General features: G+C 62.3%; 23 protein-coding genes and 1 riboswitch. Of the genes, 12 read left to right on the plus strand and 11 right to left on the minus strand.

Annotation, left to right across the window (positions count from 1 at the left end):
- Positions 1–38: 38 nt before the first annotated feature.
- The 5 genes from tssL to APH28_RS16015 form a co-directional block, all read right to left on the minus strand.
- The gene (gene tssL / locus APH28_RS15995; protein ID WP_060510922.1) at positions 39–719 is read right to left on the minus strand and encodes a type VI secretion system protein TssL, short form; all 681 of its coding nucleotides are present in this window, start codon (positions 717–719) and stop codon (positions 39–41) included.
- The gene (tssK, locus tag APH28_RS16000) at positions 716–2071 is read right to left on the minus strand and encodes a type VI secretion system baseplate subunit TssK (protein ID WP_060510924.1); all 1356 of its coding nucleotides are present in this window, start codon (positions 2069–2071) and stop codon (positions 716–718) included. The genes tssL and tssK overlap by 4 nt, the downstream gene beginning before the upstream one ends.
- Positions 2072–2094: 23 nt before the next feature.
- Positions 2095–3633, minus strand: coding sequence for a type VI secretion system contractile sheath large subunit (gene tssC, locus APH28_RS16005; protein WP_060510926.1), 1539 nt, complete (start codon positions 3631–3633; stop codon positions 2095–2097).
- Positions 3634–3666: 33 nt separating this feature from the next.
- Entirely contained in the window at positions 3667–4170 is a 504-nt protein-coding gene (gene tssB, locus APH28_RS16010; RefSeq protein WP_060510928.1) for a type VI secretion system contractile sheath small subunit, read from the minus strand.
- A 924-nt stretch (positions 4171–5094) separates the two neighbouring features.
- Positions 5095–6324, minus strand: a complete 1230-nt coding sequence (locus APH28_RS16015; protein ID WP_060510930.1) for an acyl-CoA dehydrogenase — start codon at positions 6322–6324, stop codon at positions 5095–5097.
- Positions 6325–6462: 138 nt separating this feature from the next.
- On the opposite strand from APH28_RS16015, the gene APH28_RS16020 reads away from it, so the two are divergent.
- Entirely contained in the window at positions 6463–7389 is a 927-nt protein-coding gene (locus tag APH28_RS16020) for a LysR family transcriptional regulator (RefSeq protein WP_060510932.1), read from the plus strand.
- Positions 7390–7583: 194 nt separating this feature from the next.
- The gene (locus APH28_RS16025) at positions 7584–8738 is read left to right on the plus strand and encodes a cysteine desulfurase family protein (RefSeq protein ID WP_060510933.1); all 1155 of its coding nucleotides are present in this window, start codon (positions 7584–7586) and stop codon (positions 8736–8738) included.
- Between the two features lie 39 nt (positions 8739–8777).
- On the opposite strand, the gene nfsB is transcribed toward APH28_RS16025, so the two are convergent.
- Positions 8778–9431, minus strand: coding sequence for an oxygen-insensitive NAD(P)H nitroreductase (gene nfsB, locus APH28_RS16030; protein ID WP_060510934.1), 654 nt, complete (start codon positions 9429–9431; stop codon positions 8778–8780).
- Positions 9432–9535: 104 nt separating this feature from the next.
- On the opposite strand from nfsB, the gene APH28_RS16035 reads away from it, so the two are divergent.
- Genes APH28_RS16035 through APH28_RS16045 form a run of 3 tightly spaced genes read left to right on the plus strand, consistent with a single transcriptional unit; the run spans position 9536 to position 11957 of the window.
- The gene (locus APH28_RS16035) at positions 9536–10435 is read left to right on the plus strand and encodes a LysR family transcriptional regulator (RefSeq protein WP_060510935.1); all 900 of its coding nucleotides are present in this window, start codon (positions 9536–9538) and stop codon (positions 10433–10435) included.
- Between the two features lie 57 nt (positions 10436–10492).
- Positions 10493–11323, plus strand: a complete 831-nt coding sequence (locus tag APH28_RS16040) for an AraC family transcriptional regulator (RefSeq protein ID WP_060510936.1) — start codon at positions 10493–10495, stop codon at positions 11321–11323.
- Positions 11324–11372: 49 nt separating this feature from the next.
- A complete protein-coding gene (locus APH28_RS16045; RefSeq protein ID WP_060510938.1) occupies positions 11373–11957 on the plus strand; it encodes a LysE family translocator in 585 nt (194 codons plus the stop codon).
- 125 nt (positions 11958–12082) lie between these two features.
- Here APH28_RS16045 and APH28_RS16050 read toward each other — a convergent pair whose 3' ends face one another.
- Positions 12083–13282 (minus strand): sugar transporter, encoded by a 1200-nt coding sequence (locus APH28_RS16050; RefSeq protein ID WP_060510940.1) that lies wholly within the window; start codon positions 13280–13282, stop codon positions 12083–12085.
- A gap of 213 nt (positions 13283–13495) precedes the next feature.
- Positions 13496–14548, minus strand: a complete 1053-nt coding sequence (gene calA / locus APH28_RS16055; protein ID WP_060510942.1) for a vanillin reductase — start codon at positions 14546–14548, stop codon at positions 13496–13498.
- 182 nt (positions 14549–14730) lie between these two features.
- On the opposite strand from calA, the gene APH28_RS16060 reads away from it, so the two are divergent.
- Positions 14731–15636 (plus strand): AraC family transcriptional regulator, encoded by a 906-nt coding sequence (locus APH28_RS16060; RefSeq protein WP_060511085.1) that lies wholly within the window; start codon positions 14731–14733, stop codon positions 15634–15636.
- 12 nt (positions 15637–15648) lie between these two features.
- Here APH28_RS16060 and APH28_RS16065 read toward each other — a convergent pair whose 3' ends face one another.
- A complete protein-coding gene (locus APH28_RS16065) occupies positions 15649–16245 on the minus strand; it encodes a TetR/AcrR family transcriptional regulator (RefSeq protein WP_060510945.1) in 597 nt (198 codons plus the stop codon).
- 93 nt (positions 16246–16338) lie between these two features.
- Here APH28_RS16065 and APH28_RS16070 point away from each other — a divergent pair, with 93 nt between their 5' ends.
- A complete protein-coding gene (locus APH28_RS16070) occupies positions 16339–16938 on the plus strand; it encodes an NAD(P)H-dependent oxidoreductase (RefSeq protein ID WP_060510947.1) in 600 nt (199 codons plus the stop codon).
- 6 nt (positions 16939–16944) lie between these two features.
- Here the strand turns inward: APH28_RS16070 and thpR are convergent, their stop codons facing one another.
- Complete coding sequence (thpR, locus tag APH28_RS16075; RefSeq protein WP_060510949.1) at positions 16945–17490, minus strand: RNA 2',3'-cyclic phosphodiesterase; 546 nt, start codon at positions 17488–17490, stop codon at positions 16945–16947.
- A 156-nt stretch (positions 17491–17646) separates the two neighbouring features.
- Between thpR and lpxO the strand changes: the two genes are divergently transcribed.
- The 3 genes from lpxO (at position 17647) to APH28_RS16090 (ending at position 19632) form a co-directional block, all read left to right on the plus strand.
- Positions 17647–18546: a lipid A hydroxylase LpxO gene (gene lpxO, locus APH28_RS16080; RefSeq protein ID WP_060510951.1), complete on the plus strand. Its 900-nt coding sequence runs from the start codon at positions 17647–17649 to the stop codon at positions 18544–18546.
- 93 nt (positions 18547–18639) lie between these two features.
- Positions 18640–18984 (plus strand): carboxymuconolactone decarboxylase family protein, encoded by a 345-nt coding sequence (locus tag APH28_RS16085; RefSeq protein ID WP_027919898.1) that lies wholly within the window; start codon positions 18640–18642, stop codon positions 18982–18984.
- 78 nt (positions 18985–19062) lie between these two features.
- Positions 19063–19632, plus strand: a complete 570-nt coding sequence (locus APH28_RS16090; protein ID WP_060510953.1) for a GNAT family N-acetyltransferase — start codon at positions 19063–19065, stop codon at positions 19630–19632.
- Positions 19633–19689: 57 nt separating this feature from the next.
- Here the strand turns inward: APH28_RS16090 and APH28_RS16095 are convergent, their stop codons facing one another.
- A complete protein-coding gene (locus tag APH28_RS16095) occupies positions 19690–20436 on the minus strand; it encodes an outer membrane beta-barrel protein (RefSeq protein WP_060510956.1) in 747 nt (248 codons plus the stop codon).
- 159 nt (positions 20437–20595) lie between these two features.
- Positions 20596–20802: riboswitch (cobalamin riboswitch) on the plus strand.
- 108 nt (positions 20803–20910) lie between these two features.
- Here APH28_RS16095 and APH28_RS16100 point away from each other — a divergent pair.
- Positions 20911–23028: a TonB-dependent siderophore receptor gene (locus tag APH28_RS16100; RefSeq protein ID WP_060510958.1), complete on the plus strand. Its 2118-nt coding sequence runs from the start codon at positions 20911–20913 to the stop codon at positions 23026–23028.
- Between the two features lie 205 nt (positions 23029–23233).
- Positions 23234–24400 carry a DUF1624 domain-containing protein gene (locus APH28_RS16105; protein WP_060510960.1) on the plus strand — a complete coding sequence of 389 codons (1167 nt, stop codon included), beginning with the start codon at positions 23234–23236 and terminating at the stop codon, positions 24398–24400.
- The last annotated feature ends 1 nt before the right edge of the window (position 24401 follow it).

A 24401-nucleotide genomic window follows, 5' to 3' on the forward strand; every position in this document is an offset into this window, starting at 1 on the left:
TAGCCAAAGCCCTTGTCTGTGTATCCCCGGCATTACGCTCACTCCTGCACCGGCAAGAGAGAGGCCACTGCCTCATCTAACGCGTTATCAAGCCCCCACCAGGCGCCTACCAACAGCGCAGCGGCCATCACGATGTGAACCAGAGGAGAGCACAACCAATGCCACATCGGCATCCGCGGACCAGTGCCTAACCGGATGACCAACGACTGGCTTGTGACCAGAGGCGGCACCTCCGCAGAGATGGCAGTCAACAATTGCTGGCGCTCCGGATGGTTGACTTCTCGGTAGCGACCTAGGAATCCAAGCATCAGGACTCGATGAAATACGGTGAGTACGTGAGGGTGCACAGAGGCCTCGCGCAGCGCAGTGCGCATATCTTCGTAGAGCGATTCACCCGCCTGGTGGCTGCCGAAGAACTTTGCCTGCAAGGTCTCCATCGCCCAATCCTCATGGGCTCGACCCTCCGCGCAAGCAAGCACCGTCTCGTCCAGCAGCGCACATTGCGCGTGGCTGATCAAATCGATGCTACGACGATCCAGGCCACGCTCCTGAAGCATGGCGCGTACATGCTCGACATCCGCAACACAACGCGACCAAAGCTGCGGGCTACTGTGCGCCTCGGTACCGTGTCGCAACTCGACTACCAGCAGATAGGTATCCTGCATCAGCGCGTCGATATCCACCTTGGCTGCGGCGTTCATTTGTGTCGCACGTTTCATGAGCGCAGCACCGCGAACAATTCGAGCTGGACATCCTGAAACACGCTCGGAACATAGAGCGCACAGACCCCATCAGCCAACATCGCACGCCCTTTTGCATGGCTAAGGTCGAGTGCGAAGTACTGATTCTCCAGACGCAGCGGTATTGCCGCCGGCACATGGCTCAAGGGTTTCAGAGGAACGCCATCGAGCGCCGCATTGACGAGATGGTCCACATCATCGGGGGAACCGACCTTGCACAGCCGGGGGAACTGGCTTTGAATTTGAATGGCCGGCAGCCGGCAGCGCACCGAGAGATAGAAGTCAGCACCTTCCGGCTCAAGCAAGCGTGGATCGCTCAGGGAAACCTGCCAACGGTTGGCGCTGCGTGCGTCCAGGATCAAGGCCAGCACACGTGACGGCAGGCTCGCCTCCAGCAATGTAGAAAGGGTACGCATCAACGGCGGGAAAACCGCTTCAAGATCTGCGTGCTGGTAGGCAGGTATGTCCTCTATGTGCTGGTCTAAGGAGAAGGTGAGCAGACCACCTGCGAACTTCACCAACTGCTGATACACCTGTTCCGGATGCCGACCAGGCTGCGCTTTCAGGTCAGCCAGCACAGGCTGATACGTGTTCAGCGCATTGAGCAACCAGAACAACGTGACATCCGCAACTGCAAAATCCGCCATGCGCTGGTTGCTCTCCCGACGCATTCCCATCAACCGCTCGCGCTTGGCGGACAGCTGGGTCAGCAAGTTGTCGAGCTGAAGCAACAACCCGGCATGAGCATCAAACCTCAACAAGGGCGGGATGTAGGTATCATCCATGACCCACCCGTCCCGGCCATCAGGCAGCAAACGGGCCACCGGGCACGTGAGGTAATCCGCATTATCGTCGTCAGCCAGACGCAAGGTCAGCGCCTGTTCGAGCACGCTGATTGACTGCATTTCACCGGTGTAGAGATCCTTGGCATCACGCCATACCTGGTGATATCTGACTGGCCGCTCGGCGCTGTCGCCCTCAAACAGGCAGTTGTTACCATTGGCTTGTTCCAGTGGCAAAGCGAGCACAACCGTGGCCGTCTGGATATCACCGGACACTGCCCGAGAGAGTTCCAGGGCACCGGGCAGTCGATCAAACCGATCGGTGTCAATCAAAGTACCGTCTGGCAGGCATAACTGAAGCCGAGTGGCCATCAGCTTGCCCAACCTCAGCGCCTCTGCATCAAACGCCACATGGCGGATGCCCCAGGGGTGAACCAGGGCCAGTGAGGCAATACTCTGATTTGTCCACGATTCAAAGCGGGCCTGCTGTTGAAACTGCTGCGCAGACAACACCACTCCAGACGCCCATAAAGGCCGATCTATTTTCACGTCATACACTCCTGCAACCGCAATCAAGATTTTGCTTTGGGCATCTGCGAAACCAAAGAGAGGTTGATGTCCATGCCCTCAACCTGGAAATGCGGCACAGCAAACAACTTGACCCTGAAGAAGCCCGGATTGTCATCAATATCCTCGACAACCACTTTGGCTTCTCGCAGCGGGTGAGATGCCTGTAAGTCATCCCCAGGGTCCGTCATCTCGGTGACCAAACCACTTACCCACCTGTTGAGTTCCAACTCCAACAGGCGACGGTCTTTGGTGGTACCGATATTCTCCCGCTGGATCAGTTTCAAATAATGTGCAATGCGCGAAAGCAGGAACACATAGGGCAACCGCGAATTGATACGGCTATTTGCCGTGGCCTCCGCCGTGTCATAGACAGCCGGCTTATGCGCCGAGTTGGCCGAGAAGAAACACGCGTAGTCCCGATTCTTGTAATAGGAGAGTGGAATCAAGCCCAGGTTGGCAAACTCAAACTCTCGGGTCTCCGGGATCATCACTTCCGAGGGGATCTTGACTTGGCTACCTGTCCCCATGTCGTACAAGTGGATCGGCAAGTTCGTGACAGCGCCACCGGACTGCGGCCCTCGGATCTGCACGCACCAACCATTGGCGATAAAGCTTTTGACCATGTTGGCTGCGAATGAAAATGTCGAATTCACCCACAGGTATTTGCTGTGGTCGGGCCCCTTGACCTGTTCCACATAATTAAAGAGTCGCACCGGATTGGTGTCAGGCCCATAAGGCAGGCGCCCCAATACACGGGGCATAGTCGGCCCCACGTAACGGGCGTCATCGCTTTGCGCAAAGGCATGCCATTTGATGTATTCAGCGCGATCCATGTAGTTGCCGATATCCTTGATCGCGGCAACTTCCTCCATGGTGTCCTTGCCGAAGAACGCCGGGCCAACCGAGCACAAGAAGGGCATATGCGCTGCGGCTGCCACTTTCGAAACATTGCGCAACAGCGCGATATCTTGCGCCCCTCGTCCAAATTCGTAATTCGAAACCGCCGCCGCGATGGGCTCACCACCAGGCGTATCATATTCCTGGGTGTAGGTATGCAGATACATACCGCTTTGAGAAATCTCCGGCGCGTCCTCAAAGTCCTGCATCAAATGCTCTTTGCTGATATCCAGCAGCTCTATCCGAACGTTTTGACGAAAATCCGTCTGATCAATCAACGATTTCGCGCCACGCCAGATCGATTCGACCCGCTGAAAATCCGGATGATGCATGACCGCGTCCAGCTGGCTGCTGATCTGAGCGTCAATCGAGGCGATGTGCTCATCCAGCAAAGCCCTGTCCAGTTTCTCCACCTTCGGAGAGACCTGCTTGAGCCGGTCCAGAAAAACGCTCACCGATGCAGTCACGCGCTCATTAACTGTCGATTCCGACATTGCATCGACACTTTGGAACATTTCAATGCCACCCATCTGATCAAGCGGCTCGAGGTTAATTCTTTCAAATAGCGCGTGATAGACACTCTGGTTTTCTTCCACCTGCACGGTGGCGCCACGCGATTGCGCAGAAGACTGTTCTTCGGACATTTATTAGCTTCCCGTCTGTCGAGAGGGTGGTTTCTAGCGCTCGCTTTGCGCAGCAAGGGCAGCGAGTTCCTTACGCAGCTCGTCACTTAGCGCATCATCTTTTAGTATCCGCTCCAGTTCGGCACGGAACGTTGCGTTATCCAGAAGATTGGCCTTCAGCTCGCGCAGTAAATTCCGCATCGCCAACAGTGCACGCAACTGGGGAATCTGCCGAGCAACCTGCTCCGGCTCGAAGTCCTTCATGCGCTGAAAATTCAATTCGATCGGCGTCTCGCCACCGTCCGCCGACAACGTATCTTCAACGATAAGCTTGAGACTCGGAGAGAGATCGGACAGCACACTGTCGAAATTATTCTTGTTGATATTGACCTTCGGCCGCTCTGACAGCGGGCGCTGCTCCTTGCCGTTGCTGTAGTCCCCCATCAGCATGAGCTTGAGCGGAAGTTCCACCTTACGCTGGGCACCGCCAGTGTGCAGGTCTAGCTTGATATTGACCCGCGCCTTCGGCACTTCATTTTGAAAGCTGTTTGAAGCCATACATTCTCCTAAAACCGGAATCCCTGGCGAGGACTAGAAAGGAAAGTTAACGATCCCGAAGACCCATCGAGTTTCAAACCCAACTGAACCACTGCGCACTACTGCTTGAAGCGCTATCCAGAACCATTTCCTCACGAAACCATGGCGCAATTTTCCACGCTGCGCCACCCCCCTCTAAAAATAAGGAAGCGTCCTACAAGACTTAGTTAAAAACAATGGACCACACAAGCCATCTCAGTTGCGCCAGTACAACGCTACATCTAATGGAAACAGCTCAGTCGCGGCTCAGACATTGACCTACATCAACACAATCAGCACCCTCTCAAACCAACTTCCGATATGCACAAGCAACAATATATTTCCAGTCACCCGCACATAATCGGAAGTTTCCTACAAACTCTAAAAATCACCTTTGAAAGAAAACTCGAAAGCACACTCGGCGCCGACGAGGAATCGGGCCCCATTTACTGCAGGATGCACTCGCCGCTCATTAAACGTCTGAAGAATTTTTTGCGTCGTGACGATGGAAACTTCCTACAGCATCAGCTGAGCTTTCCGACTTTATGGCGTTTCGACGACAGGTGCGGGTGCAAGAGGTGCTGGCGGAACTGAGGATGGCACGGCGGAGCCGGCTCAAAGAGGAAGAAAAGGAAGCGGTGTCCGCCCGCGACGCCAAGGACGCCGGTGCCGAGCGTGAGGATGGCGGGATCCGACACTGGCGTGGGGCGCCAGGATGAGATGAGCAAGCTGATGAGTGTACTGGCCACCAAGGCGGCCAAGGATCTGATGGTAGACCTCAAGACTCAGTAAGCCCGTAGCGGCCTCTTCGCGGGCTCGCCCGCTCCCACAGGGATCACAGGTTCGAATGCTGTGCTTTCTCTGTAGGAGCGGGCGAGCCCGCGAAGGGGCCGGTACAGACTTACATCACCTTGCGCCGCGCAACATCTCCACCGGCACATACTTGCCGATCTCGTACTTGCCGATTGCCGCCCGATGCACCTCATCCGGCCCATCAGCCAGGCGCAGTGTCCGCTGCATCGCATACATGTAAGCCAGCGGGAAATCACCACTCACCCCGGCGCCCCCATGCATCTGGATCGCCCGGTCAATCACCTTCAACGCCACGTTCGGCGCCACGACCTTGATCTGCGCGATCTCGCTGCGGGCGACCTTGTTGCCGACGGTGTCCATCATGTAAGCCGCCTTCAGCGTCAGCAGGCGCGCCATGTCGATTTCCATGCGCGAGTCGGCGATCTTGTCGACGTTACCGCCCAGGCGCGCCAATGGCCGGCCGAAGGCCGTGCGTTCAACCGAGCGCTTGCACATCAGCTCCAGCGCCCGCTCGGCCATGCCGACCGAACGCATGCAATGGTGAATGCGGCCTGGGCCCAGGCGCCCCTGGGCAATCTCGAAACCACGCCCTTCCCCAAGGATCACGTTTTCATACGGCACCCGCACGTTCTCGAACAGCACTTCGGCATGGCCGTGCGGCGCATCGTCATAACCGAACACCGGCAATGGGCGGACGATCTTCACCCCCGGGGCATCGGTCGGCACCAGCACCATCGAGTGTTGCTGATGGCGCGGACCTTCGGGGTTGGACAGGCCCATGAAGATCATCACCTTGCAGCGTGGGTCACAAGCGCCGGACGTCCACCATTTGCGGCCATTGATTACCCACTCATCACCGTCACGCACGGCGGTGGCCGCCATGTTGGTCGCGTCCGAGGAGGCCACGTCCGGCTCAGTCATGGCGAATGCCGAGCGGATCTCGCCGCGCAGCAGCGGCTCCAGCCACTGGCGCTTCTGTGCCTCGCTGCCATAGCGCACCAGCACTTCCATGTTGCCGGTGTCCGGCGCCGAGCAGTTGAACGGCTCCGGGCCCAGCAGCGAGCGACCCATGATCTCGGCCAGCGGTGCGTATTCCAGGTTGCTCAGGCCGGCGCCGTATTCCGACTCCGGCAGAAACAGGTTCCACAAGCCCTCGGCCCGGGCCTTGGCCTTGAGCGCCTCCATGATCGCGGTGGGTTGCCAGCGGTCACCCTCGGCGACCTGGCGCTCGAACACCGGCTCGGCGGGGTAGACATGGGCCTCCATGAACGCGCTGACGCGCTCACGCAGTGCCTGGACCTTGGGCGAATAGGCGAAATCCATCAGGGTTACCTTCACGGTTCGAAGTACATGGGCAGAGCCTAGAGCAGCCAACCTCGATCTACCTAGTCTATTTTCGGCGTGTATAAACATTCATAACCGATATATGATCGACCCATAATTCCAACAAAGAGCGGCGCCATGAACCTCAGCAAGGTCGACCTCAACCTGTTCATCGTCTTCGACGCGATCTACACCGAAGCCAACCTGACCCGCGCCGGGCAGATCGTCGGCATCACCCAGCCGGCAGTGTCCAATGCCCTGTCGCGGCTGCGCGAAACCTTCAACGACCCGCTGTTCGTCCGCACTGCCCAGGGCATGGTGCCTACGCCCATGGCGCAGAACATCATCGGCCCGGTGCGCAATGCCTTGGCGCTGCTGCGTACCTCGGTGCAGGAAAGCCGCATCTTCAACCCGCAGCAGGCCAACAAGACCTTCCGCATCAGCATGACCGACCTGACCGAAGCGGTGATCCTGCCGCCGCTGTTCCAGCGTCTGCGCCGCCTCGCCCCCGCGGTGCTGATCGAAAGCTTCCTGTGCAAGCGCCGCGAAACCACCAAGGAACTGGCTGCCGGGCGCCTGGACTTTGCCGTTGACGCCCCGCTCAACACCGACCCGCAGGTACGCCACGTCAAGCTGATGCAGGACCGCTACGTCTGCGCCCTGCGCCAGGGTCACCCGCTGGCCGATGCCAAGCTGACCCTCGACAACTACCTGGGCATGACCCACATCCATATCTCCAGCCGCCGTAACGGCCTGGGTTACGTCGACCTGGCACTGGGCAAAATGGGCGTGCAGCGCAAGGTCGCGCTACGCTCCCAGCATTACCTGATGGCTTCGCAGGTATTGCAGCAAACCGACATGGCCATGACGGTGCCCGAGCGCTTCGCCCGCCGACACCAACTACGCTTCCACCCGCTGCCGGTGGAGGTGCCACCGTTGGAGACGCACCTGTACTGGCACGAGAGCACCGACCAGGATCCAGCCAACCGCTGGATGCGCGAGCAGATCATCGAATTGTGCGAGCGTGTAGTGGCCGAAGAAGAGCGAGCAATGGACCCTGCCTGAGCCCAAGCACAGCCCTGTGGGTTCGTTGCGAATCCACATACAGAAAATCTATTCCATCGTGATCTATGAATAGAGAAAAATATTCTCCGCAAGTCTGTATGAGGCAGCATAAAAGGCAAATTCTTTTCTACTCCAGCGCTTAGGCTTGATGCAACGATTGCCGGCACCACGGCAACATTGCACGGACCCGCCCCATGCCTAGCGCCCCACTCTATTTCGACTACGCCGCCACTACCCCGGTCGATGACCGGGTCATCGAAACCATGCTCACCTGTCTCGGTCGCCAGGTTAACTTCGGCAACCCCGCCTCCAGCGGCCACGCTTACGGCCAGGCCGCACGCGAGGTGGTCGAGCAGGCCCGCCGGCAAGTAGCCGAACGGGTCGGCGCGCAAGCGAGCGACATCATCTGGACATCCGGCGCCACCGAGTCCAATAACCTGGCGCTCAAGGGCATCGCCCAGGGCATGGCCCAGCCGGGTCATCTGATCACCAGCCAACTGGAGCACAAGGCCGTGCTCGACACGGTCAACGAACTGGAGCGCCAGGGCTGGGCCATCACGCGTCTGGCGCCGGATGACAACGGCCTGATCCAGCCCTACGCCGTGCAGGCGGCCCTGCGCGCCGACACCCGCCTGGTGTCGCTGATGGCCGTCAACAACGAACTGGGCACTGTCACCGATTTTGCAGCCATCGGCGAACGGGTTCGTGCCCATGGCGCCCTGCTGCATGTGGATGCGGCCCAGGCGGTTGGCAAGCTGGCTATCGACCTGCAGGCGATGGCGGTGGACCTGATGTCGTTCTCGGCGCACAAGGTGTATGGGCCAAAAGGTATCGGCGCACTGTATGTCGGGCCCCGCGCCCGTGAGCTGATGCGTGCGCAGATCCACGGTGGCGGGCATGAGCAAGGGTTGCGCTCGGGTACCTTGCCGACGCACCAGATCGTCGGCATGGGCAGTGCCTTCGCCTTGGCCGGTGAGCCGGGTGACAGCGAGCACCAGCGTATCGAGCGATTGGCCAGGCGCTTGCGTGAAGGGTTGCTGGCACTGCCCGGCGTGAGCCTCAACGGTTGCGCCCTGCAGCGTATTCCTCACACCTTGAACCTGTGCGTCGAGGCCAACGGCTTCAACAGCATGGCCTTGGCCAGTGAACTGGCGCTGTCGACCACCTCGGCTTGCAACTCGGCGAGCAATGCGGCTTCCCATGTGCTGCTGGCACTGGGGCTGGATGAGGCACGGGCGCGCAAAAGTGTGCGGGTGAGTATCGGGCGGTTTACCAGCGAGGCCGAGGTGGACACGGCGATCGCGGTGTTCGCGCGGGCTGTGACGGCGGCTTCTGCGGCGTTGTGGTAGGGGCTGTGTGCATGCCTCACCCCAACGCCCAACCTTACCTCAAAGGAAGGTGAACACCGTGGAAGCCGGCAGGCGCGACTTGTTCAGGCCAGCATTGAAGTCCGCCTCGCTGCGATAGCCCAGGCTCAACACCACTACGCTGCTGTAACCCTGCTCACGCAGCCCCAGTTCGGCATCCAGCACCTTGCTGTCAAACCCTTCGATCGGCGTGGCATCCAGGCCGTGGGCGGCAGCACCGAGCAGCGCGGTACCCAAGGCCAGGTAGGTCTGCTTCTCCATCCAGTGCTGCAGGTCTTTCTGATCGAAGCGGTGCAGGTCCACATAGCCGCGACGGCTCTGGTTCTGCCCTGCGCGCGCCTGCTCGTCGCGGAAACGGCCATCGGCCTGCTCCTGGTCGAGCACTGCATTCAGGTGCGCCTCGGTCATGTCGGTGCGGGTGCAGAACACGATCACATGCGAGGCATCGCGAATTTTTGGCGAGTTGTAGGCAAAACGACCGTCGGTGGCCTTGGCCAGGCGGGCCTTGCCTTCGGCGCTATCGGCGACGATGAAATGCCAAGGCTGCGAGTTGACCGAGGACGGGCTGTGGCGCAGCTGTTCAAGCAACGCATCGACGGTAGCCTGAGGAATCTTGCGGTCGGCATCGTAGGCCTTGGTGGTGTAACGGCGCTTGGCCAGGGAGACGGTATCCATGCTGCAACTCCAGTGAACGAAACGGGATTTGTCGCGCATCTTATCTTTCCTGCTGATAAGAAAAACCGGCAGAATGCAGCAACACTTTCATCATTGGCGTGAAAATGCTCCGCATCACCGACCTGGAACTGTTCGTGCGCAGCAGCGCCCTGGGCAGCTTCACCGCTGCCGCCCACGAAGCCGACCTGCTGCCCGGGCAAGTGGCCGCCGCGATCAAGCGCCTGGAGCGCGACCTCGACGTGCGCCTGTTCGCCCGTACCACCCGCAGCCTGCGCCTGACCGCCGAAGGCGAGCTTTACCTGCCCACCGCCCAGCGCGTGCTGGACACCCTGCGCCAGGGCCACGAACAGCTGCACGGCAGCCACAGCACCCTGCGTGGGGTGTTGCAGGTCTCGGCGCCTTCCGACATTGGCCGCAACCTGTTGCTGCCCTGGCTCAGCGCCTTTCGCCGCGAGCACCCGGCGCTGAGCCTGCGTTACTTCCTCTCCGACCAGATCGCCGATTTCAGCCGCGACCCGGTGGACATCGCCATCCGCTATGGCCTCAATCAGGACGCCAACTACATCGCCTTGCCGTTGGCGCCCTGGAACCGCCGGGTGGTGGTGGCATCCCCCGCCTACCTGGCCCGCCACGGCCGCCCCCGTACGCCCGATGAACTGCTGCAACACGACTGTTTGCTATACCTGCAGCACAACCGCGTGTACGACAAATGGCAGCTTGGCAACCGCACCGTGCAGGTACGCGGGCCGCTGGTCAGCGACGATGCCGACGTGGTGCGGCGCTGGGCGCTGGAAGGCGAAGGCATCGTCTACAAGTCGTGGCTGGACGTCAGCGCCAACATTGCCGCCGGCGAGCTGGAAATCCTTCTGCCGGACCATCAGGGCGAAGCCACGCCGGTGACGCTGGTTTGCCCGCACCGCAAGCAACTCTCGCCTGCCGTGACACAACTGCACCTGTGGCTGCGCGAGCGTTTTGCCGCGCTGCAGCCTGCACAATTGTTCTAAACCACTTGGCATATCTCGGGTATGGTGAACTGCCCTACCCGTCAGCAGCGCCGCGCCATGAGCAACTGGATCGACCTCAAGCAGGACGCCGATACCGGCATCGAGTCGGTCCGCGCGCATTTTGTCGGCCATGCCTACGACCCGCATTGGCACGACAGCTTCCTGGTCGGTTTCACCGAGCAAGGTGTGCAGCAGTTCAACTGCCGCCGGGTGCGCCACCAGAGCACCGCAGGCCAGGTTTTCCTGCTCGAACCCGGCGACCTTCACGACGGCCACGCGCCGACCGCCGAAGGCTTCACCTATTCGACCCTGTACCTTGAGCCGACCTGGCTGGACACCGAGCTGCGGGCGCTGTTCGAGCAGGCCCCCGGTGACAGTCTGCCAAGCTTCGCCGACACCTTGTGCCACGACGAACGCCTGGCCCGTGCCACTGCCCTGGCATTCCAGGCGGTGCATGGCCATGAGCTGCGCATCGTGCGCCAGACGGCCATGGACGATCTGCTGGCCACCCTGACCCATCATCTGCACTGGCGCAAGCGCCTGAACCCTGACCCGCGTCTGCCACTGACGGCGCAGCGAGCGCGTGATTTTCTGCATGCCCACTTCGATCAGGATATCGGCCTGGAGCAGGTTGCACAGGCCTGCGGGGTCGACCGCTTCCGCCTGACCCGGGCGTTCAAGGCCGCCTTCGGCCTCGCGCCCCATGCCTACCTGATCCAGCTGCGGCTGGCCCGTGCCCGGCGTCTGCTTGCCCAGGGCCAGACACCTGCCGAGGTGGCCATGGCCCTGGGCTTTGCCGACCAGAGTCACCTGGGGCGCTGGTTCCGCCGTGCCTATCGGCTGACACCTGCCGATTACCGTCGCCGCTGCTCAAACCTTCCAGACTGACAGCCTGCCAATGGCGACCATGGGGCCCTGATCATTCGGAGCCATTCCCATGTCGCAATCGTTGTTGCCCTTCATCCTATTCGCCTTGGTCTCGAGCATCAGCCCGGGGCCGACCAACCTGCTGATCCTCGCCCAGGGCGCCCGGCACGGCCTGCGCGCGAGTGTGGCACCGACGCTGGCCGCCTGCGGTGCGGCGGCGGCGATCGTGTTGCTGGTCGGCCTTGGGCTGGGTGACGTACTGGTGCGGCATGCGCTGGCCCAACACGCGATGAGCTGGGGCGGGTTGCTGTGGTTGAGCTGGCTGGCCTGGCGCATGTTGCGTAGTGCCGGCGAGCCGCTGGGTAGCGCAGGCGGCAAACCGTTCGGCGCAGTGAGCGCGGCGTCGCTGCAGGTGGTCAACCCCAAGGTATGGATGATGGCGGTGGCAGTGATCGGCGTATTTGCGGCGCCCTCATTACCGGTGTGGCAGCTGGCGATGGTGTTCTTGCTGATTGCCGTGCCGTGCATGGCGGTGTGGGCAGTGTTGGGGGTGGGCAGTGCGCGCTGGTTGCAGGCGCCGGGGCGGTTGCTGTGGTTCAACCGGGGGTTGGCGGGGTTGCTGCTGGTGTCGGCTTGGGCTGCGGTGCTGAGCTGAGTCATGAGTTTTCCTGTGCTGGCCTCTTCGCGGGCTCGCCCGCTCCCACAGGTACTGCACAGCCTTCAAAGTTTGTGCAGTTCCTGTGGGAGCGGGCTTGCCCGCCAAGAGGCCGGTGCAGGTAATCAGTGGCTCAGGGCCTCACGGAACCACCGGGTACTGGCCACCGCCAGCAGCAGGCCGACCACTGCCACACTGCCACCCACCATGCCGATATCGGCCACACCCATCTGGCTGCTGACGATACTCCCCAGCAACGCCCCACCACCGATGCCGATGTTGTAGATGCCGGAGAACAGCGCCATGGCCACGTCGGTAGCATCGGACGCCAGCTTCAGGGTTTTCGATTGCAGCGCCAGGCTGAAACTGAGAATCGCCACGCCCCAGAACATGCTCAACGCCGCGAACACATAGAAGTTGCCGGACAGTGGCAACAGCAACAGCAGGCAAGCCGCCAGCACGCCGATCGAGCCCACCAGGAAACCCTGCGGGAAGCGGTCGCTGTAGCGGCTGAACAGCACTGAGCCGACCACGCCAGCACCACCGAACAACAGCAGCAACAGCGTGGTGCGCTCGCCACCGATCTGCGCCACGTGCAACGCAAACGGCTCGATGTAGCTGTAGGCGGTGAATTGCGCGGTGATCACCAGGGTCACCAGCAGGTAGGTAATCACCAGCGCCGGGCGCTTGAACAGGATGGGCAGGCTGCGCAGCGAGCCAGAGTTCTGGCTCGGCAGCAATGGCAGCGACTTCATCAGGCACAGCATGGTCGCAAGCGCTACGCCGGCGATGCTGAGGAAGGTAATGCGCCAGCCCAGCGCTTCACCCACCATCCGCCCAAGTGGAATGCCCAACACCATCGCCAGGGTCGTACCCGTCGCCAGCAACCCCAGCGCCTTGGCCTGCTGGCCCGGCGGCGCCACGCGCACGGCCAGCGACGCGGTGATCGCCCAGAACACGGCATGGGCCAGGGCGATGCCGATGCGGCTGACCAGCAGCATGGCGAAGCTTTGCGACAACCACGACAGCAGATGGCTGACGATGAACACCACGAACACGAACAGCAGCAGGCGCCGGCGCTCGATGTTGCGGGTGAGCAGCATCATCGGCAGCGAAGCCAGCGCTACCACCCAGGCATAGATGGTCAGCATCAGGCCGACCTGCGCGGTGGTCATGTCGAAGCTGCTGCCGATGTCACTGAGCAGCGCCACCGGGACGAACTCGGTGGTGTTGAAAATGAAGGCCGCCAAGGCCAGTGCGATCACGCTCAGCCAGCTGCCGCCACCCGTGGTCGGAGGCAGGTTGGTGGGGATAGGTCCGTTCATGGGCTGGAATCTGTTCTCCGCAGGCAAGGCGAAAGGACGCGCGTCAGGGGCCAAGTAGCGGCCGCGCTGAGGCACGGGTTTGTTATTGGTAGGAATGCCTGCATGGTACGCGTCACCTCAAGGCGTCACAACCTTGGCAGCCTCGGGAAAACCCTGGCGGTCGGTGGCGCAAGGCCCCGCCTGCACCGGCGCAGGGGCCGGTGCAGATAACCATCAGCCCTGCAGGGTTGCCATGTCGATGACGAAGCGGTACTTCACATCGCCGGCGATCATGCGCTCGTAGGCCTGGTTGATGTTGCGGATGTCGAGCATCTCGATGTCGCAACGAATGTCATGCGCGGCGCAGAAATCCAGCACTTCCTGGGTTTCAGCGATGCCGCCGATCAGCGAACCGGCCAGCACCCTGCGCTTCATCACCAGGTTGGCCGCATGCACGGCCGGGTCGATCGGCTCGATCAGGCCGACCAGGATGTGCACGCCGTCGAACTTGAGGGTTTCCAGGTACGGGTTGAGGTCGTGCTGCACCGGGATGGTGTCGAGCAGGAAGTCGAAACGGCCGGCGGCGGCACGCATCTGCTCGACATCGGTGGACACGATCACGTGGTCGGCGCCCTGGCGGCGGGCTTCTTCAGCCTTGGCCTGGGAGCGGGTGAACAGGGTCACTTCGGCGCCCAGCGCCTTGGCCAGCTTGATGCCCATGTGGCCCAGGCCACCCATGCCGAGGATGCCGACCTTGTGGCCGGGGCCGACGCCATGGTGCTTGAGCGGGGAGTAGGTGGTGATACCTGCGCAGAGGATCGGCGCCGCGCTGGGCAGGTCCATGCCGGCCGGGATGCGCACCACGAAGTGCTCACTGACCACGATGCTGCTGGAGTAGCCGCCCATGGTGTTGCTGCCATCGACCCGGTCCGGGGTGGCATAGGTCATGGTCGGGCCTTCAAGGCAGTATTGCTCCAGGTCCTTGACGCAGGCTTCACAGTGGCGGCAGGAGTCGACCATGCAGCCGACGCCGACCAGATCGCCGACCTTGTGCGAAGTGACCTGGTCACCCACGGCGGTGACCCGACCGATGATCTCGTGGCCAGGCATCAGCGGGTACACGGCGATGCCCCACTCGTTGCGCGCCTGGTGGATGTCGGAGTGGCACACGCCGCAGTAGAGGATCTCGATGGCGACGTCGTCCGGGCGCGGGGCGCGGCGCTCGAAGGTCATGGGGGCCAAGGGGCTGGTCGGGGTTTGGGCGGCGTAACCGATGGCGGTGTACATTGCAGGACCTCACAGGGAAGTGAAACGATTCAGGCTGCGCATTCTGCTCGCCAGCGCCCTACTCCGCCCACGGCTGATTCTCCGGCATGCATGCCTGATCCTCCGAACCTGCCATCTGCCACCTGGCGCTGGCCAGCCAATCTGCGATGATGCCACTGTCTGATTCTCTGCCCTGGTTCATCATGCAACTGACCCGCCACGTCGACGCCAATGCCCCGCTGTGCTCGCTGATCCGTAGCCTGGCCACCCGGCCGGGCTTCGTGCCCACGCACCTGCCCCAAGTGCAGGTGCTGAGCTGGGACCACTACGTGGCCAGCAGCCCACAGATCTACGAGCCGAGCCTGATGATCCTGGCCCAGGGCAGCAAGCTGGCGCGCCTTGGTCCGCGCACCCTGGAATACGGTGCCGGGCATTACCTGGTGCAGGCGCTGTCGGTGCCGTTCATGTGCGAGACCTTTGCCACGCCCGACGAGCCGCTGCTGGGCGTGGCGGTGGACATCGACCGCCGTGTGCTGGGCGAGCTGGTGCAGAGCATGGGCCTGGCGCCCGACCCGGCGGTACAGGCGCAAACGCCACAGTCGATGACCTCGGCGGCGCTCGACGCACCGATGCGTGAATCTGTGGAACGCCTGCTGCACTGCCTGCAGGACCCGGTGGACGCCAAGGTGCTCGGCCCTGCGCGCATTCGCGAGGTGTTGTACACCGCCCTGCGCGGCCCTCAGGCCGGGGTGCTGCGGGCGCTGGTGGAGCAGCAGGGGCACTTCGCCCGCATCGGTGCGGCGCTGATGCACCTGCGCGAGCACTACACCGAACCGCTGAGCGTCGAGGCGCTGGCCGCCTGCGCCAACATGAGCGTGTCAACCTTCCATGAGCATTTCAAACGCTGCACCGACATGGCACCGATGCAGTACCTCAAACGCCTGCGCCTGCTCAAGGCGCAGCAGATGCTGATCGGTGAAGGGCTGGGGGTGGCGCAGACGGCGCACCGGGTGGGGTATCAGAGCACCTCGCAGTTCAGCCGCGAGTACAAGCGCCAGTTTGCCCGCAGCCCGGGCGATGAACTGCCCTACCAGAGCCTGCCGGTCTGACCCCAGGCCGGCTCACTGCCGTTCGACCATGGCAATGATGGCCGCCTGCAGTTCATCCTTGGCCTGGCCCACCTCCAGCTCACCGGCCGCAGCCGCCTGCGACAGCGCCTCGGCCGCGCCCACCAGCAGGCGCATGCCCGCCGCACCAATCGCACCACTGGGCGCAAAATCAGCGAGTGCGGCACGGCACTTGTCGAGAAACGGCTGTTCATAGGCGCGCTTCAGGGCCTCCAGCTCCGGCGACCCCGCCAGCGCCGCCGACACCCCGGGCATCTCGCGCCCCTGGCTTATCACGCAATCCACGTACGCAGCGGCAATCACCCCGGCGCGCCCTGGCAAGGTCGCCTCGCAGCCATCCAGCGCCTGCGCAAGCATCACTGACTGACGGGCATCGTAATCCAGGTACAACGCTGACAGCAGCCCGCTGCGGGTCTCGAAGTGGTCATACACCACCGGCTTGGTGACCCCGGCCTGTTCAGCCAGGCGGCCGAGGCTCAAGGCTTCGGTGCCATCCTCGCGCACCAGTTGCCAAGCCACATCGAGCAGTTGACGCCGCCGCTCTTCGCGGGAAAGACGCTTGCGTGGCTGGGCCTTGTCATCACTTGACATTGCTTACCTACCAAAAGTAACTTACCAATCGTAACTTACCTTGAGTCTACAGCCCTCAAGGCAGCAGCGCACCTTCACACTGGAGAGACCACCATGCAAGCCTTGATCGTCATCGCCCATCACGACCCCGACTCGCTCACCCACGCCCTCGCCCGGGAGGTTGCCGCAGGCCTGGCCAGCGCCGGCCACGGCAGCGAAATCGCCGATCTGGCTCACGAAGGCTTCGATCCACGATTCACCCTGGCTGACCACGCCGTGCACCGTGGCCTGGCCGCTCCTACGGCCGACGTACTGCGTGAGCAGGCCCGCATCGACCGCGCCGATGCCCTGGTGCTGGTCTACCCGATCTATTGGTGGTCGCTGCCGGCCCTGCTCAAAGGCTGGGTTGACCGGGTGTTCAGCAATGGCTGGGCGTTCGACTACCAGGACGGCGTCGTGACCAAGAAGCTGCGCGCAATGAAGGTACATCTGGTCGGTGTCGCGGGCGCCGATAATGGCATCTTCGAACGCCATGGCTACGGCGCGGCAATGCGCGTGCAGATAGAGCACGGCATCTTTGATTATTGCGGCGCCGAAGTGCTCAGTTCGAACTTGCTGGATGACAGCGAAGGGCCGAATGCCGCACTGCACTTGCGTACCGCCCGCGCCTTGGGCGAACAATTGTTCATGCCAGCCCACAGGCAGATCGCCTGATCGGCGCTACTGCGTCAACGCCCACTGCGCCAGCGGCCAGTATCGGCCCTTGCGCGACTCGTACAAGCTGAAGTGCCTGGCGCTCAGATAGAACTCTGGCGCCGAGGCCGCTTCAGGGGCCTGGCCGCGAAAATCCCGTGACAACGTGAGATGTGGCCGAAATTCACGGGCCTGCTCTTCGAAACCAAGCGGCAACAACGCTTGCTGCAACCTATAGACAAGCTGGCGCAAGGCGGCGGGGGTTTCCTGTGGCTCCAGCACCAGCACATTGGAACGCTGCCAGGTTTTCAGCTGGTCCAGCAGCAGGCGCAATGGCGCGCCCGGCCGCGCGAGGTTGTCCACCGCGGCGCAGATGGCCGGCACTTGCGCGGCGTCCACATCACCGAGAAACAGCAAGGTCAGGTGGAAGTTCTCACTGGGTACCGGCTTGCCGCTGCGCAGGTTCAGGCCGCGCCGCCACTGGCTGATTGCACGGCGTTGGGCGTCGCTGACAGGCAAGGCGAAAAACAACCTTTTGAAAGGAGCGCCACTCGGGCGAATGTCCTGGACCATGTGAACTCCATCACGTGAAACGTTTGCGCAAGCTACCGGGCCTTACACCAATGTCTGCCCGCATAACGTAACAATAAGTACAAACTGCCCCGATGTTTGTTTATGCTGGCGAGCTTATGCCATGGCGCATGGCCATTTTTCGACAAGTAACCGTCCATGAAAATTGCACTCGTACTGATCTTCGTCCTCTCGATCGCCTATGTTCACCTGCGCGGTCGGGTGCGCCACAAGCTGACCCGTCAGCTGGGCGACCATTCCAGCTTCCTGGCCCCGGTCAACAGCTTCCTGTACCTGTTCTCCAAGCACCCGGCCAAGCCCTACCTGCCGGTCGAGGCGTTCCCCGAGCTGCAACCGCTCAAGGACCACTGGCAGGAGATCCGTGCCGAAGCCCAGCAGTTGCTGCACGTGGGCGAGATCAAGAAGTCCGAGAATTATGACGACGTCGGTTTCAATTCGTTCTTCAAGACCGGCTGGAAGCGCTTCTACCTGAAGTGGTACGGCGAAAGCCACCCGTCGGCGATGACCCTGTGCCCCCGCACCACCGAGCTGCTGCAAGGCATCGGCACGGTCAAGGCGGCGATGTTCGCCACCCTGCCGCCGGGCGCCAAGCTGGTCCGCCACCGTGACCCGTATGCCGGCTCGTACCGGTTCCACCTCGGCCTGGACACGCCGAACGATGACGGTTGCTACATCGACGTGGACGGCGAGAAATATTCCTGGCGCGACGGCGAGGGCGTGGTCTTCGACGAGACCTACATCCACTACGCAGCCAACACCACCGAGCACAACCGCATCATCCTGTTCTGCGACATCGAGCGCCCGCTGAAATACCGCTGGGCCACCGCGTTCAACCGCTGGTTCAGCCGCAACGTCATGGCCGCCGCTGCCGCGCCCAACGATGCGGGTGACAAGACGGGTGGCATCAACCGCCTGTTCACCCGCATCTACAAGATCCGCGAGCGTGGCAAGGCGCTGAAGAAGCGCAACCGCATGCGTTACTACCTGGAGAAGTGGCTGGTGGTCGCCGCCCTGGTACTGGTGTTCATCTACATCTGATGCCCTGCCTGCAACCTATCGCCGGCAACCGGCGATAGGCGCAAATTCGACTAGCCTGAAAGCTCCTCCCGCAACCTTCCCAAGGTGAAGACGATGAGCATGATGGACTGGGACGCCTACCGTAAGCAGTTGATGGCCGGCATCGGCGATCTCAAGCAACTGTCCCCCGACACCGTGGCCGGCTACATGACTGCCAGCGGCGCGGGTGCCAAGACCAACCACCTGGACGCCAAGACCCGCGAACTGATCTCCCTGGCCGTCGCCGTCACCACCCGCTGCGACGGTTGCATCGCCGTGCATTCGCAACAAGCCGTCAAGCATGGCGCTACCCGTGAGGAAATCGCCGAGGCCCTGGGTGTGGCCGTAGCGATGAACGCGGGTGCCGCGTTGGTCTACTCGGCCCGCGCCATGGATGCGGTGGGCAAGGCCAACGGCTGAAGCCCAACGGCGTCGCCGCCCTTGCGCGACGGCGCCGCGCCACCCAGACTTGGCGGCCTAGCCACTGCAGGAACCGCCATGATCCATATCCGCCCCATGACGCCCGACGACTTCGAGCGTTTCTGGCCGACCTTCCAGGCCATCGTCCAGGCCCGCGAAACCTACGCCTTCGACCCCGAGCTGAATGCCGAGCAGGCACGCCAGCTGTGGCTGCAATTGCCAGTGCATACGCTGGTGGCCGAAGAGGACGGTGAACTGCTTGGCTCCTACTACCTCAAGGCCAATGCTGCCGGCCCTGGCGCCCATGTTGGCAACTGCGGCTACATGGTCTGTGATGCCGCCCGTGGCCGTGGCGTGGCCCGACTCATGTGCGAGCACTCGCAAAAGCTGGCGCGCCAGGAGGGCTTCCTGGCGTTGCAGTTCAATTCTGTGGTTGCGAGTAATGAAGTGGCGGTGGCGCTGTGGACCAAGCTGGGTTTCGAGACCGTGGGCCGCCTGCCCAAGGCCTATCGCCACGCCCGCCTGGGGTTGGTCGACTGCCTGGTGATGTACAAATGGCTGGCCGATGAGCCAGTGGTGGAAAAGCCTGCGCTACTGATCGGGCGCAAGAACATCGAGGCTCGGGTGTCGCGCCGACGTGGGCGCTAGCCGGTGAGGCCTTTTCGCGGCTGAAGCGCGAAAAGGCCGATCCTGCTCAACGCGGTCTTAGAAGGCCAGGCCAACCTTGAAGCCAAACTCGTCACGCTTGAGCTTGGTGTTGTCCGCAACTGGCGAGTCCTCATCGAGCTTGTATTCGGTGCGGGTGTAATACACGCCCGCCTGCACCGGCATGCCGCCCTGCTGGTTCATCAGCAGCGTGACTTCGGCATACGGGTTGGTACGGTCTTTCATGTCCACCGTGTCGCTGCCAAAATCATCCACCTTCAACCGTGCACGCCCGTCGATGGTGTGACGCGCGCCCACTTCCACACGCAAGGTGGATGCATCGAACTGGTGGTTGTAGCCCAGCGCCGCCTTGGCGAAGGGCGATTTGTAGGTGAGCTTGGTATCGAGGTCGTTGATCTCGGGCTCGAAGCGGGTCCAGCTGTAGCCACCGCCCACGATGACATCGACGAAGTTGCGCGCATCCAGCGCCGCGCGCCAGCCGAGGTCGAGGTCGGCTTGCGCCTCCTTGAGCTTGTCGTCGTTCTTCTTGCCGTATTTGGCTTCGACGCCGGCTTGGTAGATGAAGCCCGATTCAGCGGTCAGCTTGTTGCCGAACGTGGCAAACACACCACCTTGGCCCATGTGCTCCTTGTCGGAGTCACTGCCACCTTCGAACTTGAACGTGTTGTATGCACCCAACAGGCCGACGCTGAACAGCGGCTCGGTGCTGGGCGCAGCGCTTGCCAACAATGGGCTGCCGAGCAAGGCGAGGAGGCAGGATTGGCGAAGCAGATTACGGGTGAACATGCCTGAAGTCTCCATGACAGTAATACGAATGACTAACGAGCGCTTCGAGACAACACCGCGCAGAAAAGTTCGAAAAAAATTCAAGCAATACGCTTAACGAACTGATTCACCGTGGTTTTCCGTTGCCACGCACATTTGACGAGTCAGCGTCGGGATGTTCAGATACGCGCTGTTTCAGGTGTCCTGCGCCGCCGTGCGCAGGGTGAAACGGGAAGCCGGTGCGTCGTGGTTCACGACAAGTCCGGCGCTGCCCCCGCAACGGTAAGCGAGCGATGCCTTCGACACACCACTGTGCACCCGCATGGGAAGGTGAAGGCCTCATGACCCTCGCAAGCCCGGAGACCGGCCTGAAGCGTCACTTGGCAACCCGCGGTGGGCGGGCGCAGGCCGGTCTGCGCGTGCGCGCCTGCTCGCGCGGTGTGCCTTTGCGTGTTTTCCACCGGGATCCATTCATTCCTGCAGCAGTGGAACGACATGTCCCGACTCATCAAGCTTCACCCTCTGGCGGCCTGCCTGGGCGTCACCCTGCCAGCCCTGGCCGACGAATCTGTACTGAACCTGCCCTCCACGGCCATCACCGATACCCGTGCCCCACAGCGCGTCGACCTGGCCACGCCGACCGAGGCTGGCTCACGGCTGAACCTCAGCGCCCTCGAAACCCCGGCCAGCACCAGCAGCATTACGGCTGAGCAGATCGAGCAACGCAGCAACCTCACCGTGCAGGATGCCGTGACCCGCTCGCCCGGCATTACCTTCATCGGTAACCCGGGCGATGGCGGCACCGGCCTGTCGGCACGCGGTTTCACCGGCCATGGCTCGGTGATGACCCTGTTCGACGGCGCGCGCCTGTACACCGGGGCCGGCACCCAGACCTTCCCGGTCGACCCGTGGATGGTCGAGCAGATCGACGTGATCCGCGGCCCGGCTTCGGTGCTGTATGGCGAGGGCGCCACGGGTGCGGTGATCAACGTGATCCCGAAAAAACCATTCACCGGCGACATCCACAACCGCCTGCGCCTGGGCTACGGTTCGTGGGATCGCCAGCAGCTTGGCCTGGACAGCGGCGGCAGCTTGAGCGAGCGCCTGAGCTACCGCGTGACCCTCAATCAGCAGGCCGGCAACGGCTGGGTCGACCGCACCGATTCACGCAGCCTGGCCCTCAGTGCCGCACTGCGCTTCGATGCCAGCGACGACCTGAGCTTCACCCTGGCCCACGAGCGCGGCGACGCCCAGCCGGCCAACTACTACGGCACGCCGCTGATCGACGGCCATTACCGCAGCAGCCTGCGCAAGAAGAACTACAACGTCCAGAACGACGTGCAGCGCTATCACGACGAATGGACCCGCTTCACCACCGACTGGACGCTCAGCGACCACATCAGCGCCAGCAACCAGCTGTACTACATCAAGAGCCGCCGCCACTGGCGCAATGCCGAGAACTACAGCTGGGACACTGACCGCGAACAGCTGGAGCGCCAGAGCTACCTGGAGATCAAGCACAACCAGGAGCAAATCGGCGATCGCCAGACCTTTACCTTCGACCACAGCCTGGGGGGCCTTGCCAGCAAGACCTTGGTCGGTGTCGAGTACAACAAGGTGCGCTTCAATGTCGACAGCAACCGGCCGTACAACGACGTCGGCGGCGATTTCATCGACCCATGGCAGCCGACCCCCGGCTGGTTCCACAGCGACTCGCCAACCCGCCCGCAGACGCTGTCCACCACCCACACCTTCGCCCTGTTCGCCGAGAACCGCCTGCAGCTTACCGACCGCCTGTCGCTGGTCACGGGTGTGCGCCGCGACCAGAACCACATCGACCGCGACAACCTGGTCGACGGATCTCGCAGCGACCGCAGCCTGCAAGGCGGCAACTGGCGGGCCGGGCTGGTGTTCGCGCTCACCGATGACCTGTCGCTGTATGGCCAGTACTCCACCAGCGAGGACGGCGTGGACAACCTGGTCAGCCTCGGCCCGACGCAGATGCACTACGACCTGACCGAGGCGAAGCAGACCGAGCTGGGGCTCAAGCAGCGTTTCTGGGAAGGCCGTGGCGAGTGGACGCTGGCGGCGTTCCACATCGTCAAGAAAAAGCTGTTGGTGGACGACCCGATCACCCACGAGGCGCAGCAGGCCGGGCAGCAGACGTCCGATGGCCTGGAGGCGTCGCTGGAGCTGGCCCTGGGGCATCAATGGCAGGTGTCGGCCAATGCCTCGCTGGTACGTGCGAAGTTCGATGACTTCGACGAGGTCGTCGATGGCGTGGCCCAGGACCGCTCCGGTAACCGGCCGGCCAATGTACCGCGGCGCACGGCCAACCTGTGGCTGAGCAAGGGCTTTGGCCAGCACGTGGACGCAGGGATTGGCGCGCGGTATGTGGATGAGCGTTATGCCGACTCGGCCAACAGCCGAAGTGCGCCGGGGTACACCGTGGTCGATGCCAACATCGGCTGGCAGGTGCTGCCCGATGTGCGCTTGGGGTTGCAGGTGAACAACCTGTTCGACCGGGAATATGTGGCGTCGTTGTTCAGCGGCGAGCAGTGGGTGATGGGTGCGCCGCGTTCGTATTTCGCGACCGTGGATTACACCTTCTGATTTGAATCGACTGTACCGGCCTCTTCGCGGGCTCGCCCGCTCCCACAGGAATACCACTCACTTGAAAACAGTGGCGAACCTGTGGGAGCGGGCAAGCCCGCGAAGAGGCCGGTACAGGCAACACAAAAAACACTGTCAACCACAAATGAAATAGTTATAAGATAACGTTTCATTTGACAATCATTCCTGCCTGCGACCTCTTTCCATGACCAGCGCCTCAGCCACCCCCACCCTGATCACCCAGCGCCTGCAGAGCATCGATGCCCTACGCGGCCTGGTGATCCTGTTCATGCTCCTCGACCACGTGCGTGAAACCTTCTTCCTGCACCGCCAGGTCAGCGACCCGATGACCATCGATGTCACCGACCCGGCGCTGTTCGCCAGCCGCACCCTGGCCCACCTGTGCGCCCCGGTGTTCGTCCTGCTCACCGGCCTGTCGGCCTGGCTGTATGGCGAGAAGTACCAGGGCCGCAGCGATGTTTCGGCGTTCCTGTTCAAGCGCGGGCTGTTCCTGGTGGTGCTGGAGTTCACCCTGGTCAACGTCGCCTGGACCTTCCAGCTGCCGCCGAGCGTGATCTACATGCAGGTGATCTGGGCCATCGGCGTGAGCATGATCGCCCTGTCGCTGCTGGTGTGGCTGCCCCGCCCTGCCCTGCTCGCGCTGGGTGCGCTGATCATCGCCGGTCACAACCTGCTCGATGGTCTGCACTTCGGCGTGGAATCGGCCATGCACGTGCCGTGGGCGATCCTGCATGACCGTGGCTGGCTGGAAGTTTCCGATAACCTGCGCCTGCGCACCTCCTACCCGGTGCTGCCGTGGATCGGTGTGATCGCCCTGGGCTACGGCCTCGGCCCCTGGTTCGCCCGCGGCAGCGACGCCGGTGAGCGTCAGCATCGGCTACTGATCGCCGGTTTCATCGCCCTGCTTGGCTCCATGGTGCTGCGCATCTACAACGGTTACGGCGAGGCGCCGTGGAACGGCTACCCGACCGTCACCCAGACGCTGATGAGCTTCTTCAACATCACCAAATACCCGCCTTCACTGCTGTTCCTGGCCCTGACCCTGGGATGCGGCCTGCTGTTGCTGCGCGCCTTCGAACGCGCCGGGCTTGCGCGCTGGATCAGCGCCTTGGCGGTGTTCGGTGCAGCGCCGATGTTCTTCTACCTGCTGCACCTGTATGTGCTCAAGCTGCTGTACCTGGCCTGCGTGGCGCTGTTCGGGCTCAACCACGGCGACTACTTCGGCTTCGACGGCATGGGTGCGGTGTGGCTGGGGGCGCTGCTGCTGGCGGCGGCGCTGTACCTGCCGGTGCGCTGGTTTGCCCGGCTCAAGGCGCGCCGGCGTGACATCCGCTGGCTGAAGTACCTCTGAT

It is taken from the genome of Pseudomonas sp. NBRC 111124 (assembly GCF_001320245.1).
GTDB lineage: Bacteria > Pseudomonadota > Gammaproteobacteria > Pseudomonadales > Pseudomonadaceae > Aquipseudomonas.

What these genes read in the sequence shown, in the direction of transcription:
- nfsB (WP_060510934.1), bottom strand. Translation starts at nt 9,431, where the DNA reads ATGGATACCGTCTCCCTGGCCAAGCGCCGTTACACCACCAAGGCCTAC.
- APH28_RS16050 (WP_060510940.1), bottom strand. Translation starts at nt 13,282, where the DNA reads ATGAACGGACCTATCCCCACCAACCTGCCTCCGACCACGGGTGGCGGC.
- APH28_RS16040 (WP_060510936.1), top strand. Translation starts at nt 10,493, where the DNA reads ATGAGCAACTGGATCGACCTCAAGCAGGACGCCGATACCGGCATCGAG.
- APH28_RS16100 (WP_060510958.1), top strand. Translation starts at nt 20,911, where the DNA reads ATGTCCCGACTCATCAAGCTTCACCCTCTGGCGGCCTGCCTGGGCGTC.
- APH28_RS16090 (WP_060510953.1), top strand. Translation starts at nt 19,063, where the DNA reads ATGATCCATATCCGCCCCATGACGCCCGACGACTTCGAGCGTTTCTGG.
- APH28_RS16035 (WP_060510935.1), top strand. Translation starts at nt 9,536, where the DNA reads ATGCTCCGCATCACCGACCTGGAACTGTTCGTGCGCAGCAGCGCCCTG.
- APH28_RS16105 (WP_060510960.1), top strand. Translation starts at nt 23,234, where the DNA reads ATGACCAGCGCCTCAGCCACCCCCACCCTGATCACCCAGCGCCTGCAG.
- calA (WP_060510942.1), bottom strand. Translation starts at nt 14,548, where the DNA reads ATGTACACCGCCATCGGTTACGCCGCCCAAACCCCGACCAGCCCCTTG.
- APH28_RS16060 (WP_060511085.1), top strand. Translation starts at nt 14,731, where the DNA reads ATGCAACTGACCCGCCACGTCGACGCCAATGCCCCGCTGTGCTCGCTG.
- thpR (WP_060510949.1), bottom strand. Translation starts at nt 17,490, where the DNA reads ATGGTCCAGGACATTCGCCCGAGTGGCGCTCCTTTCAAAAGGTTGTTT.
- tssC (WP_060510926.1), bottom strand. Translation starts at nt 3,633, where the DNA reads ATGTCCGAAGAACAGTCTTCTGCGCAATCGCGTGGCGCCACCGTGCAG.
- APH28_RS16070 (WP_060510947.1), top strand. Translation starts at nt 16,339, where the DNA reads ATGCAAGCCTTGATCGTCATCGCCCATCACGACCCCGACTCGCTCACC.
- APH28_RS16095 (WP_060510956.1), bottom strand. Translation starts at nt 20,436, where the DNA reads ATGTTCACCCGTAATCTGCTTCGCCAATCCTGCCTCCTCGCCTTGCTC.
- APH28_RS16045 (WP_060510938.1), top strand. Translation starts at nt 11,373, where the DNA reads ATGTCGCAATCGTTGTTGCCCTTCATCCTATTCGCCTTGGTCTCGAGC.
- tssL (WP_060510922.1), bottom strand. Translation starts at nt 719, where the DNA reads ATGAAACGTGCGACACAAATGAACGCCGCAGCCAAGGTGGATATCGAC.
- APH28_RS16020 (WP_060510932.1), top strand. Translation starts at nt 6,463, where the DNA reads ATGAACCTCAGCAAGGTCGACCTCAACCTGTTCATCGTCTTCGACGCG.
- APH28_RS16065 (WP_060510945.1), bottom strand. Translation starts at nt 16,245, where the DNA reads ATGTCAAGTGATGACAAGGCCCAGCCACGCAAGCGTCTTTCCCGCGAA.
- APH28_RS16085 (WP_027919898.1), top strand. Translation starts at nt 18,640, where the DNA reads ATGAGCATGATGGACTGGGACGCCTACCGTAAGCAGTTGATGGCCGGC.
- tssB (WP_060510928.1), bottom strand. Translation starts at nt 4,170, where the DNA reads ATGGCTTCAAACAGCTTTCAAAATGAAGTGCCGAAGGCGCGGGTCAAT.
- APH28_RS16025 (WP_060510933.1), top strand. Translation starts at nt 7,584, where the DNA reads ATGCCTAGCGCCCCACTCTATTTCGACTACGCCGCCACTACCCCGGTC.
- APH28_RS16015 (WP_060510930.1), bottom strand. Translation starts at nt 6,324, where the DNA reads ATGGATTTCGCCTATTCGCCCAAGGTCCAGGCACTGCGTGAGCGCGTC.
- lpxO (WP_060510951.1), top strand. Translation starts at nt 17,647, where the DNA reads ATGAAAATTGCACTCGTACTGATCTTCGTCCTCTCGATCGCCTATGTT.